Here is a 22,533-nt window from a genome sequence, read left to right as displayed (position 1 = left end):
ATGAGGCCCATCGTCACGGGCGTGCACGTCACCGACCCGGTCCGCGCCCATGCCTTCTACACCGAGGTCCTCGGGCTGAGCGAGGTCGTCGTCGTGCCCGACCAGGAGCTGTACATCCTCGGACCGAGCACCGGGTGGGAGCAGGGCTGCCAGATCGTCCTCGAGCCCATCGTGGATCCCGTGACGCGTGCCTACTGCGAGCAGGAGCACCGTGAGGGCCACTCCGCGATCATGCTGGGAGTCCCTGACGCCGAGCTCGAGTACCGCCGGCTCACGGCCCGCGGCGATGTGACCTTCCACGAGGAGCTGACCAAGGACGTCCTCGGGCTGCACTTCCAGATCGACGACACCGTCGGCAACATCCTGTCCATCCACACCGCCTGACCCGCACCCAACAAGGAACCCCCGTGCAGATCTCCCCGAGCATCCTGTCCGCCGACTTCGCCAACCTGCAGTCCGAGCTGGGCGCGATCAGCAACGCCGACTGGGCGCACGTGGACGTCATGGACGCCCACTTCGTCCCCAACCTCACCCTCGGCCTGCCGGTCGTCGAGTCGCTGCTCAAGGTCAGCCCCATCCCGATCGACTGCCACCTGATGATCGAGGACCCCGACCGGTGGGCGCCGCCGTACGCCGAGGCCGGCGCTCAGAGCGTCACCTTCCACATCGAGGCGGCCAAGGACCCGGTGACGCTGGCGCGTGACATCCGGGCCCAGGGCGCTCGGGCGAGCATGGCGATCAAGCCCGGCACTCCCTTCGCTCCCTACGAGGAGCTGCTGCCTGAGCTCGACATGGTGCTGGTGATGACCGTGGAGCCCGGGTTCGGCGGGCAGTCCTTCATGGCCGACCAGATGGCCAAGGTCGCGCAGGTGCGCGAGGCGGTCAAGAAGCACGGCGGCGAGATCTGGATCCAGGTCGACGGCGGCGTCTCGGCCAAGACCATCGAGCAGTGCGCCGAGGCCGGCGCCGATGTCTTCGTCGCCGGGTCGGCGGTCTACGGGGCCGAGTCGGCTGCCACCGCGGTCGACGCGCTGCGTGAGCTCGCCCAGCGTCACGTGCACTGACCGCGCCGGCGGGAGCTCGAAGGGGGCGCTCCGTCCCGGTGTGATGGGCTGACGGTGGTGGGCGGGGACACCCTTGGTCCCCGCCCACGGGGACGAACACCCTTGGTCCCCGCCCACGGGGACGAACACCCTTGGTCCCCGCCCACGGGGACGAACACCCTTGGTCCCCGTGGGGTCAGATGCTCGGCCCCACGAAGAGGGCGTCCGGGTACTCCTCATTGACGGCGAGGATCGTCACATCGAGGTCGGGCGACGGGCGGTCCCCACCGACATGGGAGACCTCCACGCAGATACCGCTCTCGACGTCGAGCGCCACCTCGTAGGAGGTCGGGTAGTCCGCCGTCGGGACGAAGGGAGTGTCGTCGCTGCCGTACTCGTTGCGGTCCGAGACCTCCGACCACAGCAGGGGGCAGCACCCGCACCGCGGCCAGTAGGCGTCCGTCGGCACGGCCCTCGTCCACCACGTGAGCCGCCCACGCCGCTGCGACTGGCGCAGGTCGGTGAGTGTCGTGCCGGGACGGTCGTCCTCGCCATCGGCCAGCTCGACGGGCGCGAGCATGGCGACCCAGTCGTAGGACTCCCACATGGGATCGGTCCCTCGCTCAGCCTCGACCTCGTCAGTCGCGCCTCGCACCACGTGGGTCCCCTCGTCGACGACGAGCATCAGGTCGGGGCGCCGGATCCAGGCCTCCACGCCGCGCACGCTCGGGGGGCCCTCGGACTCGCGGACGAGGTGGACCGAGCGCCAGCGCCACGGTGAGGTGCGGGCCAGATCACGGAAGGTCTCCTCGGTCAGGTCCACCAGCCGAACCTATCGTGTCGCGCATCACGGAACCGCGGAATTGCCTGGAGGTCCCGCCCTTCGCACAATATCCCTGCACGTGCCACGTGACTCGGTGAAAATCCGAACCGGCGGTGAGAGCCCGCGACCCGGCTGCTGAGGCAGACGGTGAACTCCGGTCCAGAACCCCGGGGCCGACGGTCAAAGTCCGGATGAGAGCGGCGCGTGCGGACAAGGACGACGCATGTCCATCATCGAATGGATCTACTCGGCCGGCGTCGACATCGCCGGCTATCGCCTCTCGCTCATGGAGGTCATCGGGATCTCCTTCGGCCTCGCCTCGGCGGTCGGCGGGATGCTGCGCAAGGTGTGGGCCTGGCCCATCGGGATCGTCGGCAACGCGATCCTCTTCTTCGTCTACATCGGCGTCACGATGGGTGTCGACGACAAGGCGCCGCTCTTCGGGCAGTCCGCCCGCCAGATCTTCTTCATCATCACCTCGCTCTACGGCTGGTGGCGCTGGCGACAGGTCAAGCAGGCCGACCACTCCGGACACGCGCACGCGATCACTCCGCGCTGGGCGACCTGGGCCGAGCGGGTGGGGCTCGCGGTGACGATGGTCATCGGGGTCGTCGTCGTGCAACAGGTCTTCTCCATGCTCGGTGCCGGCTGGCCTGCCCCGAGGTGGTACCACGTCGCCGACGCCTGGATCTTCATGGGCTCGCTGCTGGCGACCTACGCCATGGCGCGGGGCTGGAACGAGTTCTGGCTCATCTGGATCGGGGTCGACCTCGTCGGCGTGCCCCTGCTGTGGCACAGCGACTACCTGCCCACCGCCGTCCTGTACGCGATCTACGCCGCCTTCGTGCTCTACGGCTTCTTCGTCTGGCTGCGCGCCTCACGCATCGAGCGTCCGGACGGTGAACCCGCGGGCGGCGCACCGTCACCAGCGAACTAGGCTGGACTCCCGTGAAGACCTTCGAGACCCTCTTCGACGAACTCTCCCGCAAGGCCGCCGAGCGGCCGGAGGGATCGGGCACCGTGGCGCAGCTGGACGCCGGGACCCATGCCATCGGCAAAAAGATCGTCGAAGAGGCCGCCGAGGTCTGGATGGCGGCGGAGTACGAGAGCAAGGAGGAGCTGGCCGAGGAGATCAGTCAGCTGCTCTACCACCTGCAGGTGTTGATGATCGACGGTGGCCTCACCGTCGAAGACGTCTACACCCACCTCTGAGAGGACCGCCGTGCGCATCGCTGTGCCCAACAAGGGCTCCCTGTCCGAACCCGCCGTCGAGATGCTCCGCGAGTCGGGATACCGCGTCCGCCGCGACAGCAAGGAGCTGATCGTCGCCGACCCGGACAACGACGTCGAGTTCTTCTACCTGCGTCCGCGGGATGTCGCGCTGTACGTCGGCAAGGGCCAGGTCGACGCCGGCATCACCGGTCGCGACCTGCTCCTGGACTCCGGGTCCGCAGCCACCGAGGTCATGGGCCTGGGCTTCGGCGGGTCGACCTTCCGCTTCGCGGGCCGTCCCGGTGAGGCGAGCAGCGCGGCCGACCTCGACGGGCGCCGGGTGGCGACCTCGTACTCCGGCCTCGTGCGTGACCACCTGGCGGCGAAGGGGGTCACCGCGGAGGTCGTGCGTCTGGACGGAGCCGTCGAGACCGCCATCACGCTCGGCGTCGCCGACGCCATCGCGGATGTCGTCGAGACGGGAACCACGCTTCGCCAGCAGGGTCTGGAGGTCTTCGGTGAGCCGATCCTGCGCAGCGAGGCGGTGCTCATCCGCCGCAGCGACGCCAGCGAGGCCGGCATCGATGTGCTCCACCGCCGCATCAAGGGTGTCGTGACCGCCCGCGAGTACGTGCTCCTCGACTACGACTGCCCCGCGGAGCTCGTGGAGCAGGCCGTGCAGCTGACGCCGGGCCTCGAGTCGCCGACGGTCAGCACCCTGCACGACGAGCGCTGGTGTGCCGTGCGCTCGATGGTCCCGCGGGGTCGGACCAACCGGATCATGGACGAGCTCTACGACCTGGGCGCGCGGGCGATCCTGGTCACCGAGATCTCCGCGTGCCGACTTTGACACTGCCGGACAGGGCGAGCGCTCCCACCTTCCGCCCCACCCGAGGTCGAGTCGTGTCGGCCACCCTCGGCGCGGCGATCCTCGTGGGCTCGGTCGTGCTGGCCATCGCGATGCCTGAGCGCTTCGGGATCATGGACCGCGTCACGTGTGTCCTGATCGGGGGCGGTGTCGCCGTCTTCATGACTCGCTACGCGACGATCCACGCGCGACCGACAGCCGAGGGGCTCTGGGTGCGCAACCTCGGCCCGGGCGAGCTGGTGGCGTGGGAGGACATCACGGCCGTCCGCTTCTCCCAGGGGATGCCCTGGCCCCGGCTCGACCTGGCCGACGGGATGGACGTGGCGGTCATGGCGATCCAGCGATCCGACGGTGCGGGGTCCATCGACGAGGCGCAGCGCCTCGCCGATCTCATCGGCCGGTAGGTCGATCGTCGACGGGTCCCCCTGCGGGGGACATCCCGAACGTGAGGTGGGCTCGCTCGCGGGTGCGATCAGCGGCGAAGAGGGCTGCCTCCTGCTCCGCCCACATCTCCCAGTGCTCGGCGAAGACCGCGCCGTCGCGGTCGAGCGCACGCTGGCGACGCAGGTCCGCGGGACCGTCGAGCCACACCCGCGTGCCCTCGAGGCGTGCTGCCGCACCGACGCTCGACCCGCATCCCTCGATGACCAACCGATCGTCGACGCCCAGGGGCAGGACCGGCCCCGACCGGTCGGCGAGCCAGTCCCAGGTGGGGACGACGGGGTGCCCGCCCTCGGCCAGCGGCTGCAGGACGTGGGTGACCAGCAGGGGAGTGGCGGCGGCGAGGCCCGACCAACCGGGATAGATCGCATCCATCGAGACGACCGGGGCTCCCCACTCCCGAGCCACCTCACCAGCGAGCGAGGTCTTGCCTGACCCGCTGCGCCCGTCGATCGCAATGACGCGGACGACGCCGCAGGAGGGTGGGCCGGCGGCGGCGTGGGCGAGGATCTGCTCGAGGGGCGACATCGCGCCGAAGCGTATCCGTCGCTCTCGGTAGGCTGCCCGTGTGTCTCTCGCCGTGCGTGTCATCCCCTGCCTCGACGTCGACGCCGGACGGGTCGTCAAGGGCGTCAACTTCGAAAACCTGCGTGACGCGGGCGACCCCGTCGAGCTCGCTCGACGGTACGGGCGCGAGGGCGCCGACGAGCTGACCTTCCTCGACGTGACCGCGAGCAGCTCCGACCGCTCGACGACCTATGACGTCGTGACCCGCACCGCGGAGGAGGTCTTCATCCCGCTCACGGTGGGCGGGGGAGTGCGCACCGTCGAGGACGTCGACCGACTCCTGCGCTGTGGCGCGGACAAGGTCGGCGTCAACACGGCCGCGATCAACCGGCCCGAGCTGATCAGCGAGGTGGCCGACCGCTTCGGTGCCCAGGTCCTGGTGCTCTCGGCCGATGTGCGCCGTCGCACCGCCGCAGACGGCTCCCTCGCAGGAGGCTTCGAGGTCACCACCCACGGCGGACGGACGCGCACCGGCGTCGACGCCATCGAGTGGTGCGCGCGCGCGGCGCAGCTGGGGGCGGGCGAGATCCTGCTCAACTCCATGGACGCCGACGGCACCAAGGCAGGCTTCGACCTCGAGCTCATCCGGGCCGTGCGCGCCGAGGTGAGCATCCCGGTCATCGCGAGCGGAGGTGCCGGCTCGGCCGCGCACATGCCGCCCGCAGTCGAGGCGGGCGCCGACGCGGTCCTCGCCGCCAGCATCTTCCACTTCGGCGAGGTCTCGATCGGTGAGGCCAAGGACGCTCTCGACGCCAGCGGTTACCCGGTGCGTCGGGGACGAGCCGACTGAGGGGTCAGACGCCGTAGCGGGTGGTGCGCACGACCTCGACGGCCTCCGGAGGCCCGATGAGCTCGACCTCCGCCACGGCCTGGCGGCCGAAACCGAAGAGGATGATCTCGCCGGGGCGGCCGTGGATCTCCACGACCGGACCCTTGCCGGACCCGACCCGCGTGCGGCGCTTGGCCGTGACGAGCTCGAGGTCGGCACCCGTGGTCCGGCGGAAGAGCATCTTGGCCATGACGGCGAGGCGGTCACCCAACGCGGAGACCATGGCCGGGTCCAATGAGCGCCGCGGGGCGCCCAGATCCGCCCGCAGGACGTCCTCGTGGTGGACGAACATCTCGACGAGGTTGGCCTGCTCGTCGACCAGGGGGAGGCTCATCGGATGCCAGCGCGGCGGTCCCTTGCGCAACCGCTCCACGAGCGTCTCGAAGTCGTTGTCCCGCAGCAGCGCGGCCATCGCTGCCTCGGTGCGGCCTGCGAGCGGCGCTGCGAGGATCCCGGCGGCCTGGTCAGGTCGGCCCTCCCGGACGAGGAGATGGGCCAGCAGATCGGCGCTGGTCCAGTCGCCACACAGCGTGGAGACGTCCGGCCCCACCCGCAGGAGGGTGTCGCACAGGGCAGAGCGCTCGGCGCGGGCGTGGCGGATCATCGGGCCTCCGAGAGGGAGAGAGGAGTGGTGACTGACTGTGCAGCGTAACCCCGAGCGGACGGCAGGGCGATGCGCGGGAAGGGTGGCCGCGTGGGCGGTTCGTCGTCGCCTGTGGAGGAAGTGCCAGAATGCCAAGGGTGTCCACCCCTTCGTCCTCGCCCCTGCCCGAGCAGCTCGCGACCCGGCTGCGCCGCGACTCCGCCGGCCTCGTCGCGGCCATCATCCAGCAGCACGACACCGGTGAGGTGCTCATGCTCGGGTGGATGGACGACGAGGCCGTGCACCGCACCCTGACCGGCGGGCGGGTGACCTTCTGGTCCCGCAGCCGTCAGGAGTACTGGCGCAAGGGGGACACGTCCGGGCACGTCCAGCACGTGCGTTCGGTCGCGATCGACTGCGACGGGGATGCCCTGCTCGTGCGGGTCGACCAGGTGGGCGCCGCGTGCCACACCGGCGACCACACCTGCTTCGATGCCGGGGACCTCGGGGCCGTCGTGGGGGAGTCGCGATGACCGCCGCTGAGACGGCGCTGCCCGACCTGACGCCCGGGCGTACCTGGCCGGACCTCGACACCTTCCAGGTCCTGGCGCGCGATCGCCGGGTGGTGCCCGTGGTGCGGCGCCTCGTCGCCGATGGTGAGACACCCGTCGGCGTGTACCGCAAGCTCGCCGGTGACGCACCGGGCACCTTCCTGCTGGAGTCCGCTGAGCACGGTGGGGTCTGGTCGCGGTGGTCGATCATCGGCGCGCAGAGCCGTGCCACGCTCACCGAGCTCGACGGGCAGGCCCACTGGATCGGCGAGCCGCCGGTCGGTGTCCCCACCGACGGCGACCCGACCGCAGCCCTGCGCGCCACCCTCGAGGCACTGTCCACCGACCCGATCGACGGGTTGCCGTCGCTGACCGGTGGGATGGTCGGTGCCATCTCCTACGACGCCGTCCGTCGCTGGGAAAAGGTGCCGTCCGAGCTCCCCGACGTCCTGGGCGTGCCGGAGCTGGGCATGATGCTCGCCACCGATGTGGCAGTGCTGGACCACAGCGACGGCTCGCTCCTGCTTGTCGCCAATGTCGTCAACTACGACGACACCGACGAGCGGGTCGAGGAGGCGTGGCAGGACGCCGTCGAGCGCCTTGACTCGATGACCGAGCGGCTGGCCGCACCCGCACCCAGCACCGTGGCGACCGTCGACCCGGACCTGGTCGCGGCGGCCCGGACCGAGGTGACCAGCGATGTGAGCGTCGAACGCTTCGAGGAGATCGTCGAGCAGGCCAAGGAGGACATCCGCGCGGGCGAGGTCTTCCAGGTCGTCCTCTCCCAGCGATTCTCCATGCCCTGCCCGGTCGACGCGCTCGAGGTCTACCGCGCTCTGCGCCGCAGCAACCCCAGCCCCTACATGTACTTCGTGCGGCTGCCGCACCCCGACGGCTCGGTCTACGAGGTCGTCGGGTCCTCGCCGGAGGCCCTCGTCAAGGTCACGGGCCGGCGGGCCATCACCCACCCGATCGCGGGCACGCGTCCGCGCGGGAAGTCGCTCGAGCACGACCTGCAGCTCGAGGAGGACCTCATCGGGGACCCCAAGGAGCGCTCCGAGCACGTCATGCTCGTCGACCTGGGACGCAATGACCTCCAGCGGGTCTGCACGGCCGGCACGGTCGACTGCGTCGAGTTCATGAACCTGCGTCGCTACAGCCATGTCATCCACCTCGAGTCGACCGTCGTCGGCGAGATGGCGAAGGGGGTCGACGCCTTCGACGTCCTCGTGGCCACCTTCCCGGCGGGCACCCTCTCCGGGGCGCCGAAGCCGCGTGCCCTCCAGCTCATCGAGCAGTACGAGCGCAGTCGCCGCGGCATCTACGGGGGAGTCGTCGGCTACCTCGACTTTCACGGCGACATGGACATGGCGATCGCCATCCGTACGGCGCTGGTCAAGGACGGCGTCGCCCACGTGCAGGCAGGCGCCGGGATCGTCGCCGACTCCGTGCCGAGCCTCGAGCAGGAGGAGACCGTCCACAAGGCGGGGAGCGCCCTGGCTGCGGTCGCGTCCGCGCGAGCGGTCCGCCCGGTCGGAGACGCCCGATGAAGCTGCTGGGTCGCAAGCTCGTCGTCGTGCTGCTGGCGATCGCCGGCGGCATCGTGCTGCTCGCCGCCGGCCGCGCCGAGTGGATCACCGGCACCGTCGACGGGGTGGCCGGACCGGTGCGCACCTCTGCGATCGGCACCGAGGCCGCGCCGGGACTGGCCGGCCTGGCGCTGGTGGCGATGGCCGCCGCGATCGCGGCGACGACCTCGGGCCGGGTGGCGCGCTGGATCTCCCTGGCGATCCTGGGGTTGGTTGCCGCTGGGGTGGCCGCACTGTCGGTCCGTGCCATCGTCGATGCGCCGCACGTGCTCGGCACCGCCGCCGCGACCCACTCCGGTGGGACGGCGACCCTCGAGTCCACGGGCTCCGCCACGGCCTGGCCATGGATCGCGATCTTGGCGGCACTGATCCTGCTGCTCGCCCTCGTGGGCGGCATCGTCGGCGGGCGCCGCTGGGGCGGTCTGGGCCGCAAGTACGAGCGGCCGGGTACCGATCCGGACGCCGACTCGGTCAGCGGAGAGCGCGGCGAGCGCGTGGACTCCGACTGGGACCGGGTCACCCTCGGGGACGACCCGAGCGTCGACTAGCCTGTCGTCATGCCCAGCGTCCTCGACCAGATCATCGCAGGGGTCCGTGAAGACCTCGCCGGACGCGAGGCCCACACCTCGCTCGAGCGCCTGCAGCGGCAGTGCGACGGGATGCCTGCCCCGCGGGACGCGGAGGCGCTCCTGCGCAGCCCCGGACTCTCCGTCGTCGCGGAGGTCAAGCGCACCAGCCCGAGCAAGGGCGCGCTCGCGGAGATCCCCGACCCCGCCGCGCTCGCCAGTGCCTACGAGGCCGGGGGAGCGAGTGCCATCTCCGTCCTCACCGAGCAGCGCCGCTTCAACGGTAGCCTCGAGGACCTCGACGCCGTGCGTGCGGCGGTCGATGTGCCGGTCCTGCGCAAGGACTTCATGGTCAGCGAGTACCAGGTGTGGGAGGCCCGCGCCCACGGCGCGGACATCATCCTGCTCATCGTCGCGGCACTGGACGACCGACGCCTGGCCGATCTCATGGCGCTCGCCGGGTCGCTCGGCATGACCTGCCTCGTCGAGGTCCACGACGAGGCCGAGGCGACGCGAGCGGTCGACGCAGGTGCCACGGTCATCGGGGTCAACAACCGCAACCTCAAGACGCTGGCCGTCGACACCGACACCTTCGCCCGCCTGGCGCCGCTGATCCCCCCTTCGTGCGTGCGGGTCGCCGAGTCCGGCGTCCGTGGGCCGCAGGAGGCCGCGCTCTTCGCGCGGGCCGGCGCCGACGCGATCCTCGTCGGTGAGGCCCTCGTCATCGGTGGCGACCCCGCTGCCGGAGTCCGGTCGATGATCGAGGCGGCAACCCGCGCATGAGTGAGGACGAGATGACCACCGAGCAGCCAGCGACCGAGCAGCCAGAGGCCACCCCCGCGCAGGTCCACGTCCCGGGCCGCTTCGGAGCCTTCGGTGGGCGATATGTCCCCGAGGCCCTCATCCCCGCGCTCGAGGAGCTGGACGAGGCCCGGCAGAAGGCGCTGGTCGACCCCGAGTTCATCGACGAGCTGGCCACGCTCCACCGCACCTACACGGGTCGCCCGAGCATCATCACCGAGGTCCCGCGCTTCGCCGAGCACGCCGGCGGTGCCCGGATCATCCTCAAGCGCGAGGACCTCAACCACACGGGCAGCCACAAGATCAACAACGTGCTCGCCCAGACGCTGCTGACCAAGCGCATGGGCAAGCGTCGGGTCATCGCCGAGACCGGGGCCGGGCAGCACGGAGTGGCCACCGCCACCGCCGCAGCGCTCATGGGCCTGGAGTGCACGATCTACATGGGCAAGGTCGACACCGAGCGGCAGGCCCTCAATGTCGCGCGGATGAAGATCCTCGGCGCCACCGTCGTGGCCGTCGAGCACGGCAGCGCGACGCTCAAGGACGCCATCAACGAGGCCATGCGCGACTGGGTGACCAATGTCGACCACACGCACTACGTGCTCGGCACCGTCACCGGACCCCACCCCTTCCCCGAGATGGTCCGCGACTTCCACAAGATCATCGGCGAGGAGGCCCGCGGACAGGTCCTCGAGCTGACCGGCCGTCTGCCCGACGCGGTGATCGCCTGTGTCGGTGGCGGTTCCAATGCCATGGGGATCTTCCACCGCTTCGTCACCGACGAGGGTGTTCGCCTGATCGGGGTCGAGGCCGGCGGCGACGGCATCGACACCGGGCGTCACGCTGCCCGCTTCGCCACGGCGGAGCCCGGGGTGCTGCACGGCGCGATGAGCTACCTCATGCAGGACGACGAGGGTCAGACGCTGGAGACGCACTCCATCTCGGCCGGTCTGGACTATCCCAGCGTCGGGCCGGAGCACTCCTACCTGCGCGACAGCGGGCGGGCCGAGTACCGCTACGCCACGGACGAGCAGGTGATGCACGCCTTCCAGCTGCTCTGCCGCACCGAGGGCATCATCCCGGCGCTCGAGTCCGCGCACGCCCTCGCCGCGGCGCTCGACGTGGGCAAGGAGCTCGGCCCGGACGCCCTGCTCCTCGTCAACCTCTCGGGGCGCGGCGACAAGGACATGCACACCGCGGCCGAGTGGTTCGGCCTGGTCGACAAGGACACAGACGCATGAGCGCGCTCAGCGAGGTCTTCGACCGCTGCAAGGCCGAGGGCCGCGCCGCCCTCATCGGGTACCTGCCCGTCGGTTACCCCGACGTCGAGGGCTCCCTCGCCGCGATGGCCACTCTGGCGCAGGCCGGCGCCGACATCGTCGAGGTCGGCATGCCCTACAGCGACCCCGTGATGGACGGTCCCGTCATCCAGCGGGCCGCGACCGAGGCCCTGGCCAAGGGGGTTCAGGTCGACGACGTCTTCCGCGCGACCGCCGCGGTCCGCGACGCCGGTGCCGTCCCCGTCGTCATGTCCTACTGGAACCTCGTCCTGCGACGCGGCGTCGACCGCTACGCGGCTGACCTGGCGGCCGCCGGTGGGGTCGGCATGATCACGCCGGACCTCATCCCCGAGGAGGCCGGTGAGTGGCGCGAGGCCAGCGAGCGCCACGGCCTGGATCGGATCTTCCTCGTCGCCCCGAGCTCGACGACGGAGCGACTGTCGGTGGTGACCGGGGCCAGTAGTGGCTTCGTCTACACGGCCTCCACGATGGGCATCACCGGGACCCGCGGCAGCGTCGGCAGCAGCGCCCCCCAGCTCGTCGCCCGGCTGCGTGAGGCGACCGACCTGCCCCTCTGCGTGGGTCTGGGCGTGAGCAATGGCGCACAGGCGGCCGAGGTCGCCTCCTTCGCCGACGGCGTCATCGTCGGGTCCGCCCTGGTGGCGACGCTCCTCGACCGTGGCCGCGACGAGGGGCTGGCCGCGCTGCGCGTCCTCACCGAAGAGCTCGCCGAGGGCGTCCGAGGCCGAGCGTGACCGCTGCCCGGGTGCGCGACCACATCGGTCTGGTCACACGCCTGGTCCTCGGCGTCGTCCTCCTCGTGGCCGGTGGCCTCAAGGTCGGCAAGCCGCTGGGGGCGGCCAGAGCAGTGCAGGCCTACGACGTCATGCCCTTCGAGGTGGCGCGCTGGGTCGGCTACGCCCTCCCGTGGGTGGAGATCGTCATTGGTGTCCTCCTGGTCCTCGGCCTGTTCACCCGGGTCTCGGCCACCATCGGCACGCTGCTCATGGTCGCCTTCGTCATCGGCATCGCCCAGGCGTGGGCGCGGGGCCTGAGCATCGACTGTGGCTGCTTCGGCGGTGGTGGCCAGATCGATGCCAGCCAGACCAAGTACGGCCGGGAGATCGCCCGCGACCTGGCGCTCGCCCTGTGCGGCGCGTGGCTCGTCGTCCGACCCGCATCCACCCTGGGCCTCGACCGGGCCCTCTTCCCTGCCCACAAGGAGTCAGCATGACCACCAACGACCGCAAGGCCAAGGCGCAGGCAGCCGGCAAGGCCGCAGCAGGCGGGGGCGCCAATGTCATCGTGGTCGCTGGCATCGTCGTCGTCCTGGCGATCGCCCTGATCGTCGGTGGCGTCATCTGGTCCGCCCGGGACACCGGTGGCGGCACCGCGGGGGGCGCCAGCCAACTGCCCGACGGCGTGACCAAGGGGGAGCCGATCGAGCCCTTCGCTGCGGCCAAGCCTGCCAAGGACGCCCCGGTCGTCGACGTCTACGAGGACTTCCGCTGCCCCATCTGCCAGGTCTTCGAGCAGTCGATGGGCGGCACGATCAACCGGCTGGCCCAGGACGGCAAGATCCGTCTGCGGGTCCACCTCAAGACCGTGATCGATGCCAACACCGGTGGCGAGTCGTCGGCGGTGGCCGGCTCCAGCGCGGTGTGCGCGGCCGACGAGGGCGCCTGGGAGGAGTACCACTCGGCGCTCTTCGCGCTCCAGCCCGCGCAGGAGACCAGTGCCGGTTTCCCCACGGAGGACTACACCCAGGCGGCCGAGGACGCCGGCCTCTCCGGTGACCGGCTCACCGCTTGGCAGGAGTGCACCGACAAGGGCACGTACGTCGACTACGTCAAGAGTGTCGACGACGCCTCGGTCAAGGCCGGAATCACCGGCACGCCGGTCATCGAGGTCGACGGCACCAAGCTCAGCTGGGGCGCTCTCGTCGACCCGAACACCCGCACGGCGGACACGGCCACGCTGACCAAGATCCTCACCTCCGGCACGGTCCCCGCGGACCTGGTGCAGAAGCAGTGATCCCGGCAGCCCTCCCTTCGCCCAGCGTCGGGGTCATCGAGCTCGGCCCCCTGACGATCCATGCCTATGCGCTCTGCATCCTCGCGGGGATCTTCGTGGCCATCTGGATGGGTGACCGGCGCCTGCAGGACCGTGGGGGAGAGCCCGGTGTCGTCCTGGACATCGCCATGTGGGCCGTCCCCTTCGGGATCATCGGTGGCCGGCTCTACCACGTGATCACCACCCCCCAGCCGTACTTCGGCGACGAGGGAAGCCCCATCGACGCGCTCAAGATCTGGAACGGCGGGCTCGGGATCTGGGGTGCCGTCGCCCTCGGTGCGCTGGGCGCCTGGATCGGCTGCCGCAAGGAGGGCGTGCGCTTCCTGACCTTCGCTGATGCCGTGGTGCCGGGCATCCTCGTCGCCCAGGCCATCGGCCGCTGGGGCAACTGGTTCAACAACGAGATCTACGGTCCCAGGACCGACCTGCCGTGGGGGTTGGAGATCCACCGGTGGGACAGCGGCGCGGGTCGGGCTGCTGTGGACGCGGCCGGCGATCCCATCGTGCTGGGGACCTTCCACCCGACCTTCCTCTACGAGTCGCTCTTCCTGCTCGCGCTCGCCGTGCTCATCCTCGCCCTGGATCGACGCATCCGCTTCGTGCCCGGGCAGGTCATGGCCCTGTACATCGCCGGCTACCCCGTCGGGCGGCTGTTCATCGAGATGATCCGCACGGATGCGGCCAACACGATCTTCGGCCTGCGCGTCAACATCTGGACGAGCATCATCGTCTTCGCCCTCGGTGTGGTTTTCTACATCACCTTCGGTCGTAGGACCGGAGAGAGTGCAGAGGCGAACATCTCACCTAGTGAGAATTCAACTCTCACTAGGTAAGACAAACGCGCTGTACACTCAGCGCACCGCGGCCGTCGACGTCCGCGCCCACCCATGACGAAGCGCCCGTCGTTCGCCACGCGAATGCCGGGTGTCTTCTCGATCCCAGACACCGAGGACGGTGACCGACGTGACCCCAAAGTCCTTCTCCCCTTATGAGCGCTGGTCGGCACTTCCCCCTGACACCGCCCTGTACCGGCGGGACGCCGAAAAGGACGCCTGTGGTGTGGCCATGGTCGCCACCATGCGTGGCCACGCGGGTCACGACATCGTCGAGCACGCACTGCTGGCCCTGACCAACCTCGAGCACCGTGGCGCCACCGGCGCCGACCCGCTCGTTGGTGATGGCGCGGGCATCCTGTCGCAGGTTCCCGACCGATTTTTCCGCGAGGTCGTCGACTTCGCCCTGCCCGAGCCCGGCCATTACGCCGTCGGGACGGCCTATGTGCCGACCGACGCGGCCGAGCGCGAGGCGATGACCCAGCGCATCGAGGCGATCGCCAAGGAGGAGGGCCTGCAGGTCCTCGGCTGGCGTCAGGTCCCCGTCCAGCGCGACATCGTCGGTCAGATGGCCCGCGACTGCATGCCCGACTTCTGGCAGCTCTTCGTCGCAGCGCCCGGTGGCGAGGTCTCCGGCCTGACGTTGGAGCGGCTGGCCTTCGTGACCCGCAAGCGGGCAGAGCGCGAGACCGGTGTCTACTTCTCCTCGCTCTCCGCGCGAACGATGGTCTACAAGGGGATGCTCACGACGGGTCAGCTCGAGCCCTTCTACCCGGACCTGTCCGATGAGCGCTTCGAGAGCGAGCTGGCGCTCGTCCACTCGCGCTTCTCCACCAACACCTTCCCGAGCTGGCCGCTCAGCCACCCCTTCCGCTTCATCGCCCACAACGGCGAGATCAACACGGTCAAGGGCAACCGCAACTGGATGCGGGCGCGGGAGTCGCTGCTCTCCAGCGACATCATCCCCGGCGACCTGCAGCGGATCATGCCGATCTGCGCGCCCGAGGCCTCCGACTCCGCGTCCTTCGACGAGGTCTTGGAGCTGCTCCACCTGGGCGGTCGCTCCCTTCCGCACTCGGTGCTGATGATGATCCCCGAGGCGTGGGAGAACCACGCGACGATGCCCCAGGAGCTCAAGGACTTCTACGAGTTCCACTCGATGTTCATGGAGCCGTGGGACGGGCCCGCGTGCGTCACCTTCACCGACGGCCGCTACGCCGGTGCGGTCCTGGACCGCAACGGCCTGCGACCGGGCCGCTACTGGGTCACCGATGACGGACTCGTCGTGCTTGCCTCCGAGTCGGGGGTCCTGGAGCTCGATCCCGAGCACGTGGTCCAGAAGGGCCGGCTCATGCCGGGCCGGATGTTCCTCGTCGACACCGTCGAAGGACGGATCATCGAGGACGAGGAGATCAAGGGCCAGCTGGCGGGGGAGCACCCCTACGGCGAGTGGCTCGACACCAACCGCATCATGCTCGGCGACCTTCCGCCGCGCGAGCACATCCTGCACACACCGGCGTCCGTGGCCCGACGCCAGCAGACCTTCGGCTACACGCAGGAGGAGCTGAAGATCCTGCTGACGCCGATGGCGAGCACGGGCATGGAGGCTCTCGGGTCGATGGGCACCGACACACCCATCGCCGTCCTTTCGCAGAAGCCCCGGCTGGTCTTCGACTACTTCACCCAGGTCTTCGCGCAGGTGACCAACCCGCCGCTGGACTCCATCCGCGAGGAGCTCGTCACCGCGCTGGGCACGGCCATCGGGCCGGAGGGCAACATCCTCTCGGTCGACCCGCAGCACGCCCGCCAGGTCGTGCTGCCCTTCCCGGTCATCGACAACGACGAGCTGGCCAAGATCGTCCACATCGACGCCGACCGTGACCACGCGGGACGCGCCAGCCACGTCGTGCGCGGCCGCTTCGACGTCTTGGCTGGCGAGGAGGGTCTGCGAGCGGAGCTCACCCGGATCTGCTCCGAGGTCTCCGAGGCGATCGCCGAGGGCGCACGCTTCATCGTCCTGTCCGACCGGGACTCCGGTCGGGACCTGGCGCCGATCCCCTCGCTCCTGCTCACCTCGGCCGTGCATCACCACCTCATCCGCGAGAAGACCCGTACCCAGGTCGGCCTCATCGTCGAGGCCGGTGACGTCCGCGAGGTCCACCACGTCGCGCTGCTCATCGGCTATGGCGCAGCGGCGGTCAACCCCTACCTCGCGATGGAGTCCGTCGAGGACATGGTCCGACGTGAGGTCATCACCGAGGTCGACGAGGAGACCGCGGTCCGCAACCTCATCAAGGCACTCGGCAAGGGCGTGCTGAAGGTGATGTCCAAGATGGGCATCTCGACTGTCGCCTCCTACCGTGGCGCACAGGTCTTCGAGGCGCTCGGCCTGAGCCAGGAGCTCGTCGACGAGTACTTCACCGGCACCGTGAGCCAGCTCGGTGGGGTCGGTCTCGACGTCATCGCCGCCGAGGCAACGGCCCGCCACGCCACGGCCTACCCGCCGGAGGGGATGCGCCCGCCGCACCGCAAGCTCGAGGACGGCGGCGAGTACAAGTGGCGCCGTGAGGGCGAGCCACACCTCTTCGATCCCGACACCGTCTTCCGGCTCCAGCACTCCACGCGGGCCCGCCGCTACGACATCTTCAAGCAGTACACGGCCCGGGTCAACGAGCAGTCGGAACGACTGATGACCCTCCGTGGGCTCTTCGCCCTCGCCGATGGCGAGGAGCGTCCCTCGATCCCCATCGACGAGGTCGAGCCGATCGGCGCGATCATCAAGCGCTTCTCCACCGGCGCCATGAGCTATGGCTCGATCAGCCAGGAGGCACACGAGACCCTCGCGGTGGCGATGAATCGCCTCGGTGCCCGCTCCAACACCGGTGAGGGCGGTGAGGACCTCGAGCGCCTCATGGACCCGGAGCGTCGCAGCTCGATCAAGCAGGTCGCCTCCGGTCGCTTCGGCGTCACGTCGGCCTACCTGACCAACAGCGATGACATCCAGATCAAGATGGCCCAGGGCGCCAAGCCGGGCGAAGGGGGGCAGCTGCCCGGTCCCAAGGTCTACCCGTGGGTGGCGCGCACCCGGCACTCCACACCCGGCGTCGGCCTGATCAGCCCGCCGCCGCACCACGACATCTACTCGATCGAGGACCTGGCCCAGCTGATCCACGACCTAAAGAACGCCAACCCGCAGGCGCGCGTGCACGTCAAGCTCGTCAGCGAGATCGGGGTGGGTACGGTCGCGGCCGGCGTGAGCAAGGCGCACGCCGACGTGGTGCTCATCTCCGGTCACGACGGCGGCACCGGCGCCTCGCCGCTCACCTCGCTCAAGCACGCGGGCGGCCCCTGGGAGCTCGGCCTGGCATCGACGCAGCAGACCTTGGTCCTCAACGGCCTGCGAGACCGGATCGTCGTGCAGGTGGACGGTCAGATCAAGACCGGGCGTGACGTGATCATCGGCGCCCTGCTCGGGGCGGAGGAGTTCGGCTTCGCGACCGCCCCGCTCGTCGTCAGCGGCTGCATCCTCATGCGGGTCTGCCACCTCGACACCTGCCCCGTCGGCATCGCCACGCAGAACCCCGAGCTGCGCGCGCGCTACTCGGGCCAGCCCGAGTTCGTCGAGACCTTCTTCGAGTACATCGCCGAGGAGGTGCGAGAGCTGCTCGCCGAGCTGGGCTTCCGCACGCTCGAGGAGGCCATCGGACGCGTCGACCTGCTCGACACCCGCAAGGCCATCGACCACTGGAAGGCCTCCGGCCTCGACCTCGGCCCGATCTTCGCCAAGGTCGCTTCCCCGGATGGCTCCGGGGTCCGGCACACCAAGGGCCAGGAGCACGGTCTGGACGCCGCGCTCGACCACCAGCTGATCGAGCTCGCGCAGCCCGCTCTCGCGGACGGCGCGACCGTCACGGGTGAGTTCCCGGTCCGCAATGTCAACCGGACCCTGGGCACGATGCTCGGGCACGAGGTGACCAAGCAGCACCCCGAGGGACTGCCCGACGGCACCATCGAGCTGACCTTCACCGGGTCGGCCGGTCAGAGCCTGGGGGCCTTCCTGCCCCGGGGCATCACCCTGACGATGGTCGGTGACGCCAACGACTACGTGGGCAAGGGCCTCTCCGGCGGCCGGGTCATCGTCCGTCCGCCCGAGGACGCGCGCTATGTCGCCGAGGACAATGTCATCGCCGGCAATGTCATCGGCTACGGCGCAACCTCCGGTCAGCTCTTCCTGCGTGGCGTCGTCGGCGAACGCTTCTGCGTGCGCAACTCCGGCGCCTCCGCGGTCGTCGAGGGCGTCGGTGACCATGGGTGCGAGTACATGACCGGTGGCACGGTCCTCGTCCTCGGCCCCACCGGCCGCAACTTCGCGGCCGGCATGTCCGGAGGCAATGCCTTCGTCCTCGACCTCGACGAGTCCTTGGTCAACCCCGACCTCGTCGACGTCACCCCCCTTCGCACCGCCGACCGCGAGGTCGTGCTCGAGCTGCTCACCCAGCACCTCGAGCACACCGGCTCCGCCGTCGCCCAGCGGTTGCTCGACGAGGGAGAGGCGGCCTACGACCGCATCTCGCTCGTCCTGCCCCGCGACTACCAGCGCGTCCTCGACGTGCGTGCCGCTGCCGAGGCCGAGGGCCTCGACCTCGACGGCACGCAGGTCTGGGACCGGATCATGGAGGCTTCCCGTGGCTGACCCGACCGGCTTTCTCACCACTCGCGAGCGCGAGCTGCCCGCGCGTCGACCCGTCGACGTGCGCATCAAGGACTGGAAGGAGGTCTACGAGGAGCAGCAGGCAGGACAGCTGCAGCGACAAGCGGGTCGCTGCATGGACTGCGGCATCCCCTTCTGCCACTCGGGCTGCCCCCTGGGCAACCTCATCCCCGAGTGGAATGACCTCGCGTGGCGCGGCGACTGGCATGACGCCATCGAGCGGTTGCACGCGACCAACAACTTCCCGGAGTTCACCGGTCGGCTCTGCCCGGCCCCCTGCGAGACCGCGTGCGTGCTCGGCATCAACCAGCCGGCCGTCACGATCAAGCAGATCGAGGTGACGACGATCGAGGAGGCCTTCGGTCGCGGTGACGTCCCGCCGCAGATCCCCGACCGTCTCACCGGCAAGACCGTCGCCGTCGTCGGCTCCGGACCGGCCGGCTTGGCCGCCGCGCAGCAGCTGACCCGCGCCGGACACACCGTCGCCGTCTACGAGCGTGCGGACAAGCCCGGCGGACTGCTGCGCTACGGCATCCCGGAGTTCAAGATGGAGAAGCGGATCGTCGACCGCCGCATCCAGCAGATGAAGGCCGAAGGCACCCGCTTCCGCTCAGGCGTCGACATCGGCGCCGAGATCACGGGTCAGCAGCTGCGCGACCGGTACGACGCGGTCGTCCTGGCCGTCGGATCGACCGTCCCGCGCGACCTGCCGGTCCCCGGTCGTGAGCTGGACGGCGTGCTCCAGGCGATGGACTTCCTGCCGCCGGCCAACCGGGTCGCACTCGGTGAAGAGGTCGAGGGACAGGTCACCGCGGAAGGCAAGGACGTCATCATCATCGGAGGTGGTGACACCGGAGCCGACTGCCTCGGCACCTCGATCCGGCAGGGTGCCCGTTCGGTCACGAGCCTCGAGATCATGCCCCAGCCGGGTGCGGACCGTCCGGGCAACCAGCCCTGGCCCACCTACCCGATGCTCTTCCGGGTCGCCTCCGCCCACGAGGAGGGCGGTGACCGGGTCTATGCCGTCTCCACGACGGAGATCATCGGTGACGAGGACGGCGCGGTCTCCGGCCTGCGTCTGACCGAGGTCGAGCGCACCGACTCCGGCTTCGCGCCGGTCGAGGGCACCGAGCGGGTCCTGCCGGCGCAGCTCGTGCTCCTGGCGATGGGCTTCCTCGGCCCCGAGCCGGCCGGCGTCGTCGCCCAGCTGGGTGTCGAGACCGACGAGCGCTCCAACATCGTGCGCGGTACCGACTACCAGACCGGCGTCGACGGCGTCTTCGTCGCCGGCGACGCGGGTCGCGGGCAGTCGCTCATCGTCTGGGCCATCGCCGAAGGTCGCGCGGCCGCTCACGGGGTGGACAGCTACCTCATGGGCACATCGCAGCTGCCGCGGCCGATCAACCCGAGCGATCGGCCGCTGATCGCCTGAGAGCACCGATGACGAAGGGGGCGTGACCGCGGCGGTGGTCCCGCTCCCTTCGTCATGGTCATAGGCTGGAAGCATGCGTCGCGCCAAGATCGTAGCCACCCTCGGCCCTTCCACCTCGACCCCAGAGCGCATCCGCGAGCTCGTCTCTGCCGGCATGGACGTCGCCCGGCTCAACCTCTCGCACGGTGAGTACTCGGTCCACGAGGCCAACTACCGCAGCGTCCGGGAGGCGAGCGACGCGACCGGCCACGCGGTGGGCATCCTCGTCGACCTCCAGGGACCCAAGATCCGTACCGGGCGATTCGCGGACGGTCCGATCGTGCTGTCCGCCGGAGACCACTTCACCATCACGACCCGGGATGTCCCTGGTGACCAAGAGGTCGTCGGTACGACCTATCCGGGCCTCGCCGGTGACGTCAGCGCCGGCGACACGATCCTCGTCGACGACGGCAAGATCACCCTGGCCGTGCACGACGTCGACGAGACCGACGTGCGCTGTGTCGTCGTCTATGGCGGCCCGCTGTCCAACAACAAGGGGATCAACCTGCCCGGTGCGGCCGTGAGCGCCCCCGCACTGTCGGACAAGGACGAGCAGGACCTGCGGTGGGCCCTCGGTCTGCGTGCCGACTACATCGCGCTCAGCTTCGTCCGGTCGGCACAGGACATCACCCGCGTCCACGAGATCATGGACGAGGTCGGGGTACGTCTGCCCGTCATCGCCAAGATCGAGAAGCCGCAGGCGGTCCAGGCCCTCGAGGAGATCATCGACGCCTTCGACGGGATCATGGTCGCCCGAGGCGACCTCGGGGTGGAGCTGCCGCTCGAGCAGGTCCCGATCGTGCAGAAGCGGGCCGTCGAGCTGTGCCGGCAGAAGGCGAAGCCGGTCATCGTCGCCACGCAGGTACTGGAGTCGATGATCGAGAACTCGCGACCGACCCGGGCGGAGGCCAGTGATGCCGCCAACGCGGTGCTCGATGGGGCGGACGCCCTCATGCTCTCCGGGGAGACCGCGGTCGGCAAGTTCCCCATCGAGGTGATCAAGACGATGTCCAAGATCATCGAGACCACCGAGGAGGAGGGCCTGAGCCGGATGCGCGACCTCATGGGGCCGCCCACGACCCAGGGCGGGGTGATCGCCGCTGCGGCGGCCGAGGCAGGCGAGGCCCTCGGCGTGAAGTACCTGATCGCCTTCACCCAGACCGGTGGCTCCGCGCGCCGTCTGGCACAGGTGCGCTCGGGGCTGCCGATGCTCGCCTTCTCCCCGGTGCAGGACACCCGTTCCCAGCTGTCGCTGGTGTGGGGGATGCAGACCTTCCTCACTCCGGCGGTGACGCACACCGACCAGTACGCACTGATGGTCGACGAGCGGCTGCTCGAGCTCGGCTGGGCCCAGGAGGGTGACCGGGTGGTCATCGTCGCCGGGTCACCCCCCGGCGTGCCCGGGTCGACCAATGCGATGCGGGTGCACCGGATCGGCGACGCCAAGAACAAGACGGCCATCGCCTACCAGGACGGAGCAGACGACATCCCGGACGACACGGTCGGCGCGCTGCCCGGCGGGATGGGCTGAGTCGGGAGCACCCCCCTTCGGTCGGTATGCTTGCGGCGCACTCCCGCCGGGGTGGTGGAATGGCAGACACGGAGCACTCAAAATGCTCTGCCCGCAAGGGCGTGCGGGTTCAAGTCCCGCCCTCGGCACCAGATGTTCACCAACGACGGAGGATCGACCATGACGGCGGACACCGAGAGCCAGCAGGGCCTGCGGGTGCTGCTCGCCGAGGACGAGGCGCTGATCCGTCTCGACCTCGCCGAGATGCTCACCGACGCCGGCTATGACGTCGTCGGCCAGGCCAGCAACGGCGAGGAGGCAGTCTCGCTCGCCGACTCGCTGCGCCCGGACCTGATCATCATGGACGTCAAGATGCCCGTCATGGACGGGCTGACGGCAGCCGAGACGATCGGTGACAAGCGCATCTGCCCCGTGATCATGCTCACGGCCTTCTCGCAGAAGGAGCTCGTGGAGCGGGCGCGCGACGCCGGCGTCATGGCCTACATCGTCAAGCCCTTCACCGTCTCCGATGTCACGCCCGCGATCGAGGTCGCAACCTCCCGCTGGGCGGAGCTGAAGGCACTGGAGTCCGAGGTCGCCGATCTCGGCGAGCGGCTCGAGACGCGCAAGGCCGTCGAGAAGGCCAAGGGCGTGCTGATGAAGAAGCTGAAGATCACCGAGGCCGAGGCCTTCCGCTGGATCCAGAAGACGGCGATGGACCGCCGTCTGGGGATGCGCGAGGTCGCCGATGCCGTCGTCGCGGGGATGGACAAGGCCTGAGC

Annotated in this window: 23 protein-coding genes, 1 tRNA gene and 1 riboswitch; of the genes, 21 read left to right on the top strand and 3 right to left on the bottom strand. The window is 69.9% G+C overall.

Annotation, left to right across the window (positions count from 1 at the left end; translation table 11 throughout):
• Nucleotides 1-384, top strand: a complete 384-nt coding sequence (locus JLI01S_RS00500; RefSeq protein ID WP_068258474.1) for a VOC family protein — start codon at nucleotides 1-3, stop codon at nucleotides 382-384.
• Nucleotides 385-407: 23 nt separating this feature from the next.
• A complete protein-coding gene (gene rpe, locus JLI01S_RS00495; RefSeq protein WP_068258471.1) occupies nucleotides 408-1,064 on the top strand; it encodes a ribulose-phosphate 3-epimerase in 657 nt (218 codons plus the stop codon).
• 175 nt (nucleotides 1,065-1,239) lie between these two features.
• Here the strand turns inward: rpe and JLI01S_RS00490 are convergent, their stop codons facing one another.
• Complete coding sequence (locus JLI01S_RS00490; protein ID WP_068258469.1) at nucleotides 1,240-1,866, bottom strand: hypothetical protein; 627 nt, start codon at nucleotides 1,864-1,866, stop codon at nucleotides 1,240-1,242.
• A 76-nt stretch (nucleotides 1,867-1,942) separates the two neighbouring features.
• Nucleotides 1,943-2,073, top strand: a riboswitch (FMN riboswitch).
• Between the two features lie 16 nt (nucleotides 2,074-2,089).
• Here JLI01S_RS00490 and pnuC point away from each other — a divergent pair.
• Genes pnuC through JLI01S_RS00470 form a run of 4 tightly spaced genes read left to right on the top strand, consistent with a single transcriptional unit; the run spans nucleotide 2,090 to nucleotide 4,350 of the window.
• Nucleotides 2,090-2,803, top strand: coding sequence for a nicotinamide riboside transporter PnuC (pnuC, locus tag JLI01S_RS00485; protein ID WP_068258466.1), 714 nt, complete (start codon nucleotides 2,090-2,092; stop codon nucleotides 2,801-2,803).
• Between the two features lie 11 nt (nucleotides 2,804-2,814).
• Complete coding sequence (locus tag JLI01S_RS00480; protein WP_055995812.1) at nucleotides 2,815-3,078, top strand: phosphoribosyl-ATP diphosphatase; 264 nt, start codon at nucleotides 2,815-2,817, stop codon at nucleotides 3,076-3,078.
• 10 nt (nucleotides 3,079-3,088) lie between these two features.
• Nucleotides 3,089-3,928 (top strand): ATP phosphoribosyltransferase, encoded by an 840-nt coding sequence (gene hisG / locus JLI01S_RS00475; RefSeq protein ID WP_084349073.1) that lies wholly within the window; start codon nucleotides 3,089-3,091, stop codon nucleotides 3,926-3,928.
• A gap of 53 nt (nucleotides 3,929-3,981) precedes the next feature.
• Entirely contained in the window at nucleotides 3,982-4,350 is a 369-nt protein-coding gene (locus JLI01S_RS00470; RefSeq protein WP_068258464.1) for a PH domain-containing protein, read from the top strand.
• On the opposite strand, the gene JLI01S_RS00465 is transcribed toward JLI01S_RS00470, so the two are convergent.
• A complete protein-coding gene (locus JLI01S_RS00465; protein WP_068258463.1) occupies nucleotides 4,337-4,915 on the bottom strand; it encodes a nucleoside/nucleotide kinase family protein in 579 nt (192 codons plus the stop codon). The genes JLI01S_RS00470 and JLI01S_RS00465 overlap by 14 nt on opposite strands.
• A 40-nt stretch (nucleotides 4,916-4,955) precedes the next feature.
• On the opposite strand from JLI01S_RS00465, the gene hisF reads away from it, so the two are divergent.
• Nucleotides 4,956-5,744: an imidazole glycerol phosphate synthase subunit HisF gene (hisF, locus tag JLI01S_RS00460; RefSeq protein ID WP_068258461.1), complete on the top strand. Its 789-nt coding sequence runs from the start codon at nucleotides 4,956-4,958 to the stop codon at nucleotides 5,742-5,744.
• A gap of 4 nt (nucleotides 5,745-5,748) precedes the next feature.
• On the opposite strand, the gene JLI01S_RS00455 is transcribed toward hisF, so the two are convergent.
• Nucleotides 5,749-6,387, bottom strand: a complete 639-nt coding sequence (locus JLI01S_RS00455; protein ID WP_068258459.1) for a TIGR03085 family metal-binding protein — start codon at nucleotides 6,385-6,387, stop codon at nucleotides 5,749-5,751.
• Between the two features lie 128 nt (nucleotides 6,388-6,515).
• On the opposite strand from JLI01S_RS00455, the gene hisI reads away from it, so the two are divergent.
• The 14 genes from hisI (at nucleotide 6,516) to JLI01S_RS00385 (ending at nucleotide 22,531) form a co-directional block, all read left to right on the top strand.
• A complete protein-coding gene (hisI, locus tag JLI01S_RS00450; protein WP_068258455.1) occupies nucleotides 6,516-6,899 on the top strand; it encodes a phosphoribosyl-AMP cyclohydrolase in 384 nt (127 codons plus the stop codon).
• On the top strand, nucleotides 6,896-8,467 hold the full coding sequence (locus JLI01S_RS00445) for an anthranilate synthase component I (RefSeq protein ID WP_068258453.1): 1,572 nt from the start codon (nucleotides 6,896-6,898) through the stop codon (nucleotides 8,465-8,467). The genes hisI and JLI01S_RS00445 overlap by 4 nt, the downstream gene beginning before the upstream one ends.
• Nucleotides 8,464-9,054, top strand: coding sequence for a Trp biosynthesis-associated membrane protein (locus JLI01S_RS00440; protein ID WP_068258448.1), 591 nt, complete (start codon nucleotides 8,464-8,466; stop codon nucleotides 9,052-9,054). The genes JLI01S_RS00445 and JLI01S_RS00440 overlap by 4 nt, the downstream gene beginning before the upstream one ends.
• 9 nt (nucleotides 9,055-9,063) lie before the next feature.
• Complete coding sequence (gene trpC / locus JLI01S_RS00435) at nucleotides 9,064-9,855, top strand: indole-3-glycerol phosphate synthase TrpC (protein ID WP_068258446.1); 792 nt, start codon at nucleotides 9,064-9,066, stop codon at nucleotides 9,853-9,855.
• Between the two features lie 11 nt (nucleotides 9,856-9,866).
• On the top strand, nucleotides 9,867-11,114 hold the full coding sequence (gene trpB, locus JLI01S_RS00430) for a tryptophan synthase subunit beta (RefSeq protein WP_068258589.1): 1,248 nt from the start codon (nucleotides 9,867-9,869) through the stop codon (nucleotides 11,112-11,114).
• Entirely contained in the window at nucleotides 11,111-11,908 is a 798-nt protein-coding gene (trpA, locus tag JLI01S_RS00425; RefSeq protein ID WP_068258444.1) for a tryptophan synthase subunit alpha, read from the top strand. The genes trpB and trpA overlap by 4 nt, the downstream gene beginning before the upstream one ends.
• Nucleotides 11,905-12,387, top strand: coding sequence for a MauE/DoxX family redox-associated membrane protein (locus JLI01S_RS00420; RefSeq protein ID WP_068258442.1), 483 nt, complete (start codon nucleotides 11,905-11,907; stop codon nucleotides 12,385-12,387). The genes trpA and JLI01S_RS00420 overlap by 4 nt, the downstream gene beginning before the upstream one ends.
• Nucleotides 12,384-13,187 carry a DsbA family protein gene (locus JLI01S_RS00415; protein ID WP_068258439.1) on the top strand — a complete coding sequence of 268 codons (804 nt, stop codon included), beginning with the start codon at nucleotides 12,384-12,386 and terminating at the stop codon, nucleotides 13,185-13,187. The genes JLI01S_RS00420 and JLI01S_RS00415 overlap by 4 nt, the downstream gene beginning before the upstream one ends.
• The gene (gene lgt / locus JLI01S_RS00410; protein ID WP_068258438.1) at nucleotides 13,184-14,059 is read left to right on the top strand and encodes a prolipoprotein diacylglyceryl transferase; all 876 of its coding nucleotides are present in this window, start codon (nucleotides 13,184-13,186) and stop codon (nucleotides 14,057-14,059) included. The genes JLI01S_RS00415 and lgt overlap by 4 nt, the downstream gene beginning before the upstream one ends.
• Before the next feature lie 130 nt (nucleotides 14,060-14,189).
• Nucleotides 14,190-18,752: a glutamate synthase large subunit gene (gltB, locus tag JLI01S_RS00405; protein ID WP_439645556.1), complete on the top strand. Its 4,563-nt coding sequence runs from the start codon at nucleotides 14,190-14,192 to the stop codon at nucleotides 18,750-18,752.
• Nucleotides 18,745-20,202 (top strand): glutamate synthase subunit beta, encoded by a 1,458-nt coding sequence (locus tag JLI01S_RS00400; RefSeq protein WP_068258436.1) that lies wholly within the window; start codon nucleotides 18,745-18,747, stop codon nucleotides 20,200-20,202. The genes gltB and JLI01S_RS00400 overlap by 8 nt, the downstream gene beginning before the upstream one ends.
• 73 nt (nucleotides 20,203-20,275) lie before the next feature.
• A complete protein-coding gene (pyk, locus tag JLI01S_RS00395; RefSeq protein WP_068258435.1) occupies nucleotides 20,276-21,772 on the top strand; it encodes a pyruvate kinase in 1,497 nt (498 codons plus the stop codon).
• Between the two features lie 45 nt (nucleotides 21,773-21,817).
• A tRNA-Leu gene (locus JLI01S_RS00390) sits at nucleotides 21,818-21,903 on the top strand.
• Nucleotides 21,904-21,931: 28 nt separating this feature from the next.
• A complete protein-coding gene (locus JLI01S_RS00385; protein ID WP_068258587.1) occupies nucleotides 21,932-22,531 on the top strand; it encodes an ANTAR domain-containing response regulator in 600 nt (199 codons plus the stop codon).
• The last annotated feature ends 2 nt before the right edge of the window (nucleotides 22,532-22,533 follow it).

Origin of the sequence: Janibacter limosus NBRC 16128 (assembly GCF_001570985.1) — a bacterium.
Classification (GTDB): Bacteria; Actinomycetota; Actinomycetes; order Actinomycetales; family Dermatophilaceae; genus Janibacter; species Janibacter limosus.
The sequence above is the reverse complement of the archived record's forward strand: the minus strand, read 5'-3'. Positions and strand labels throughout refer to the sequence as shown.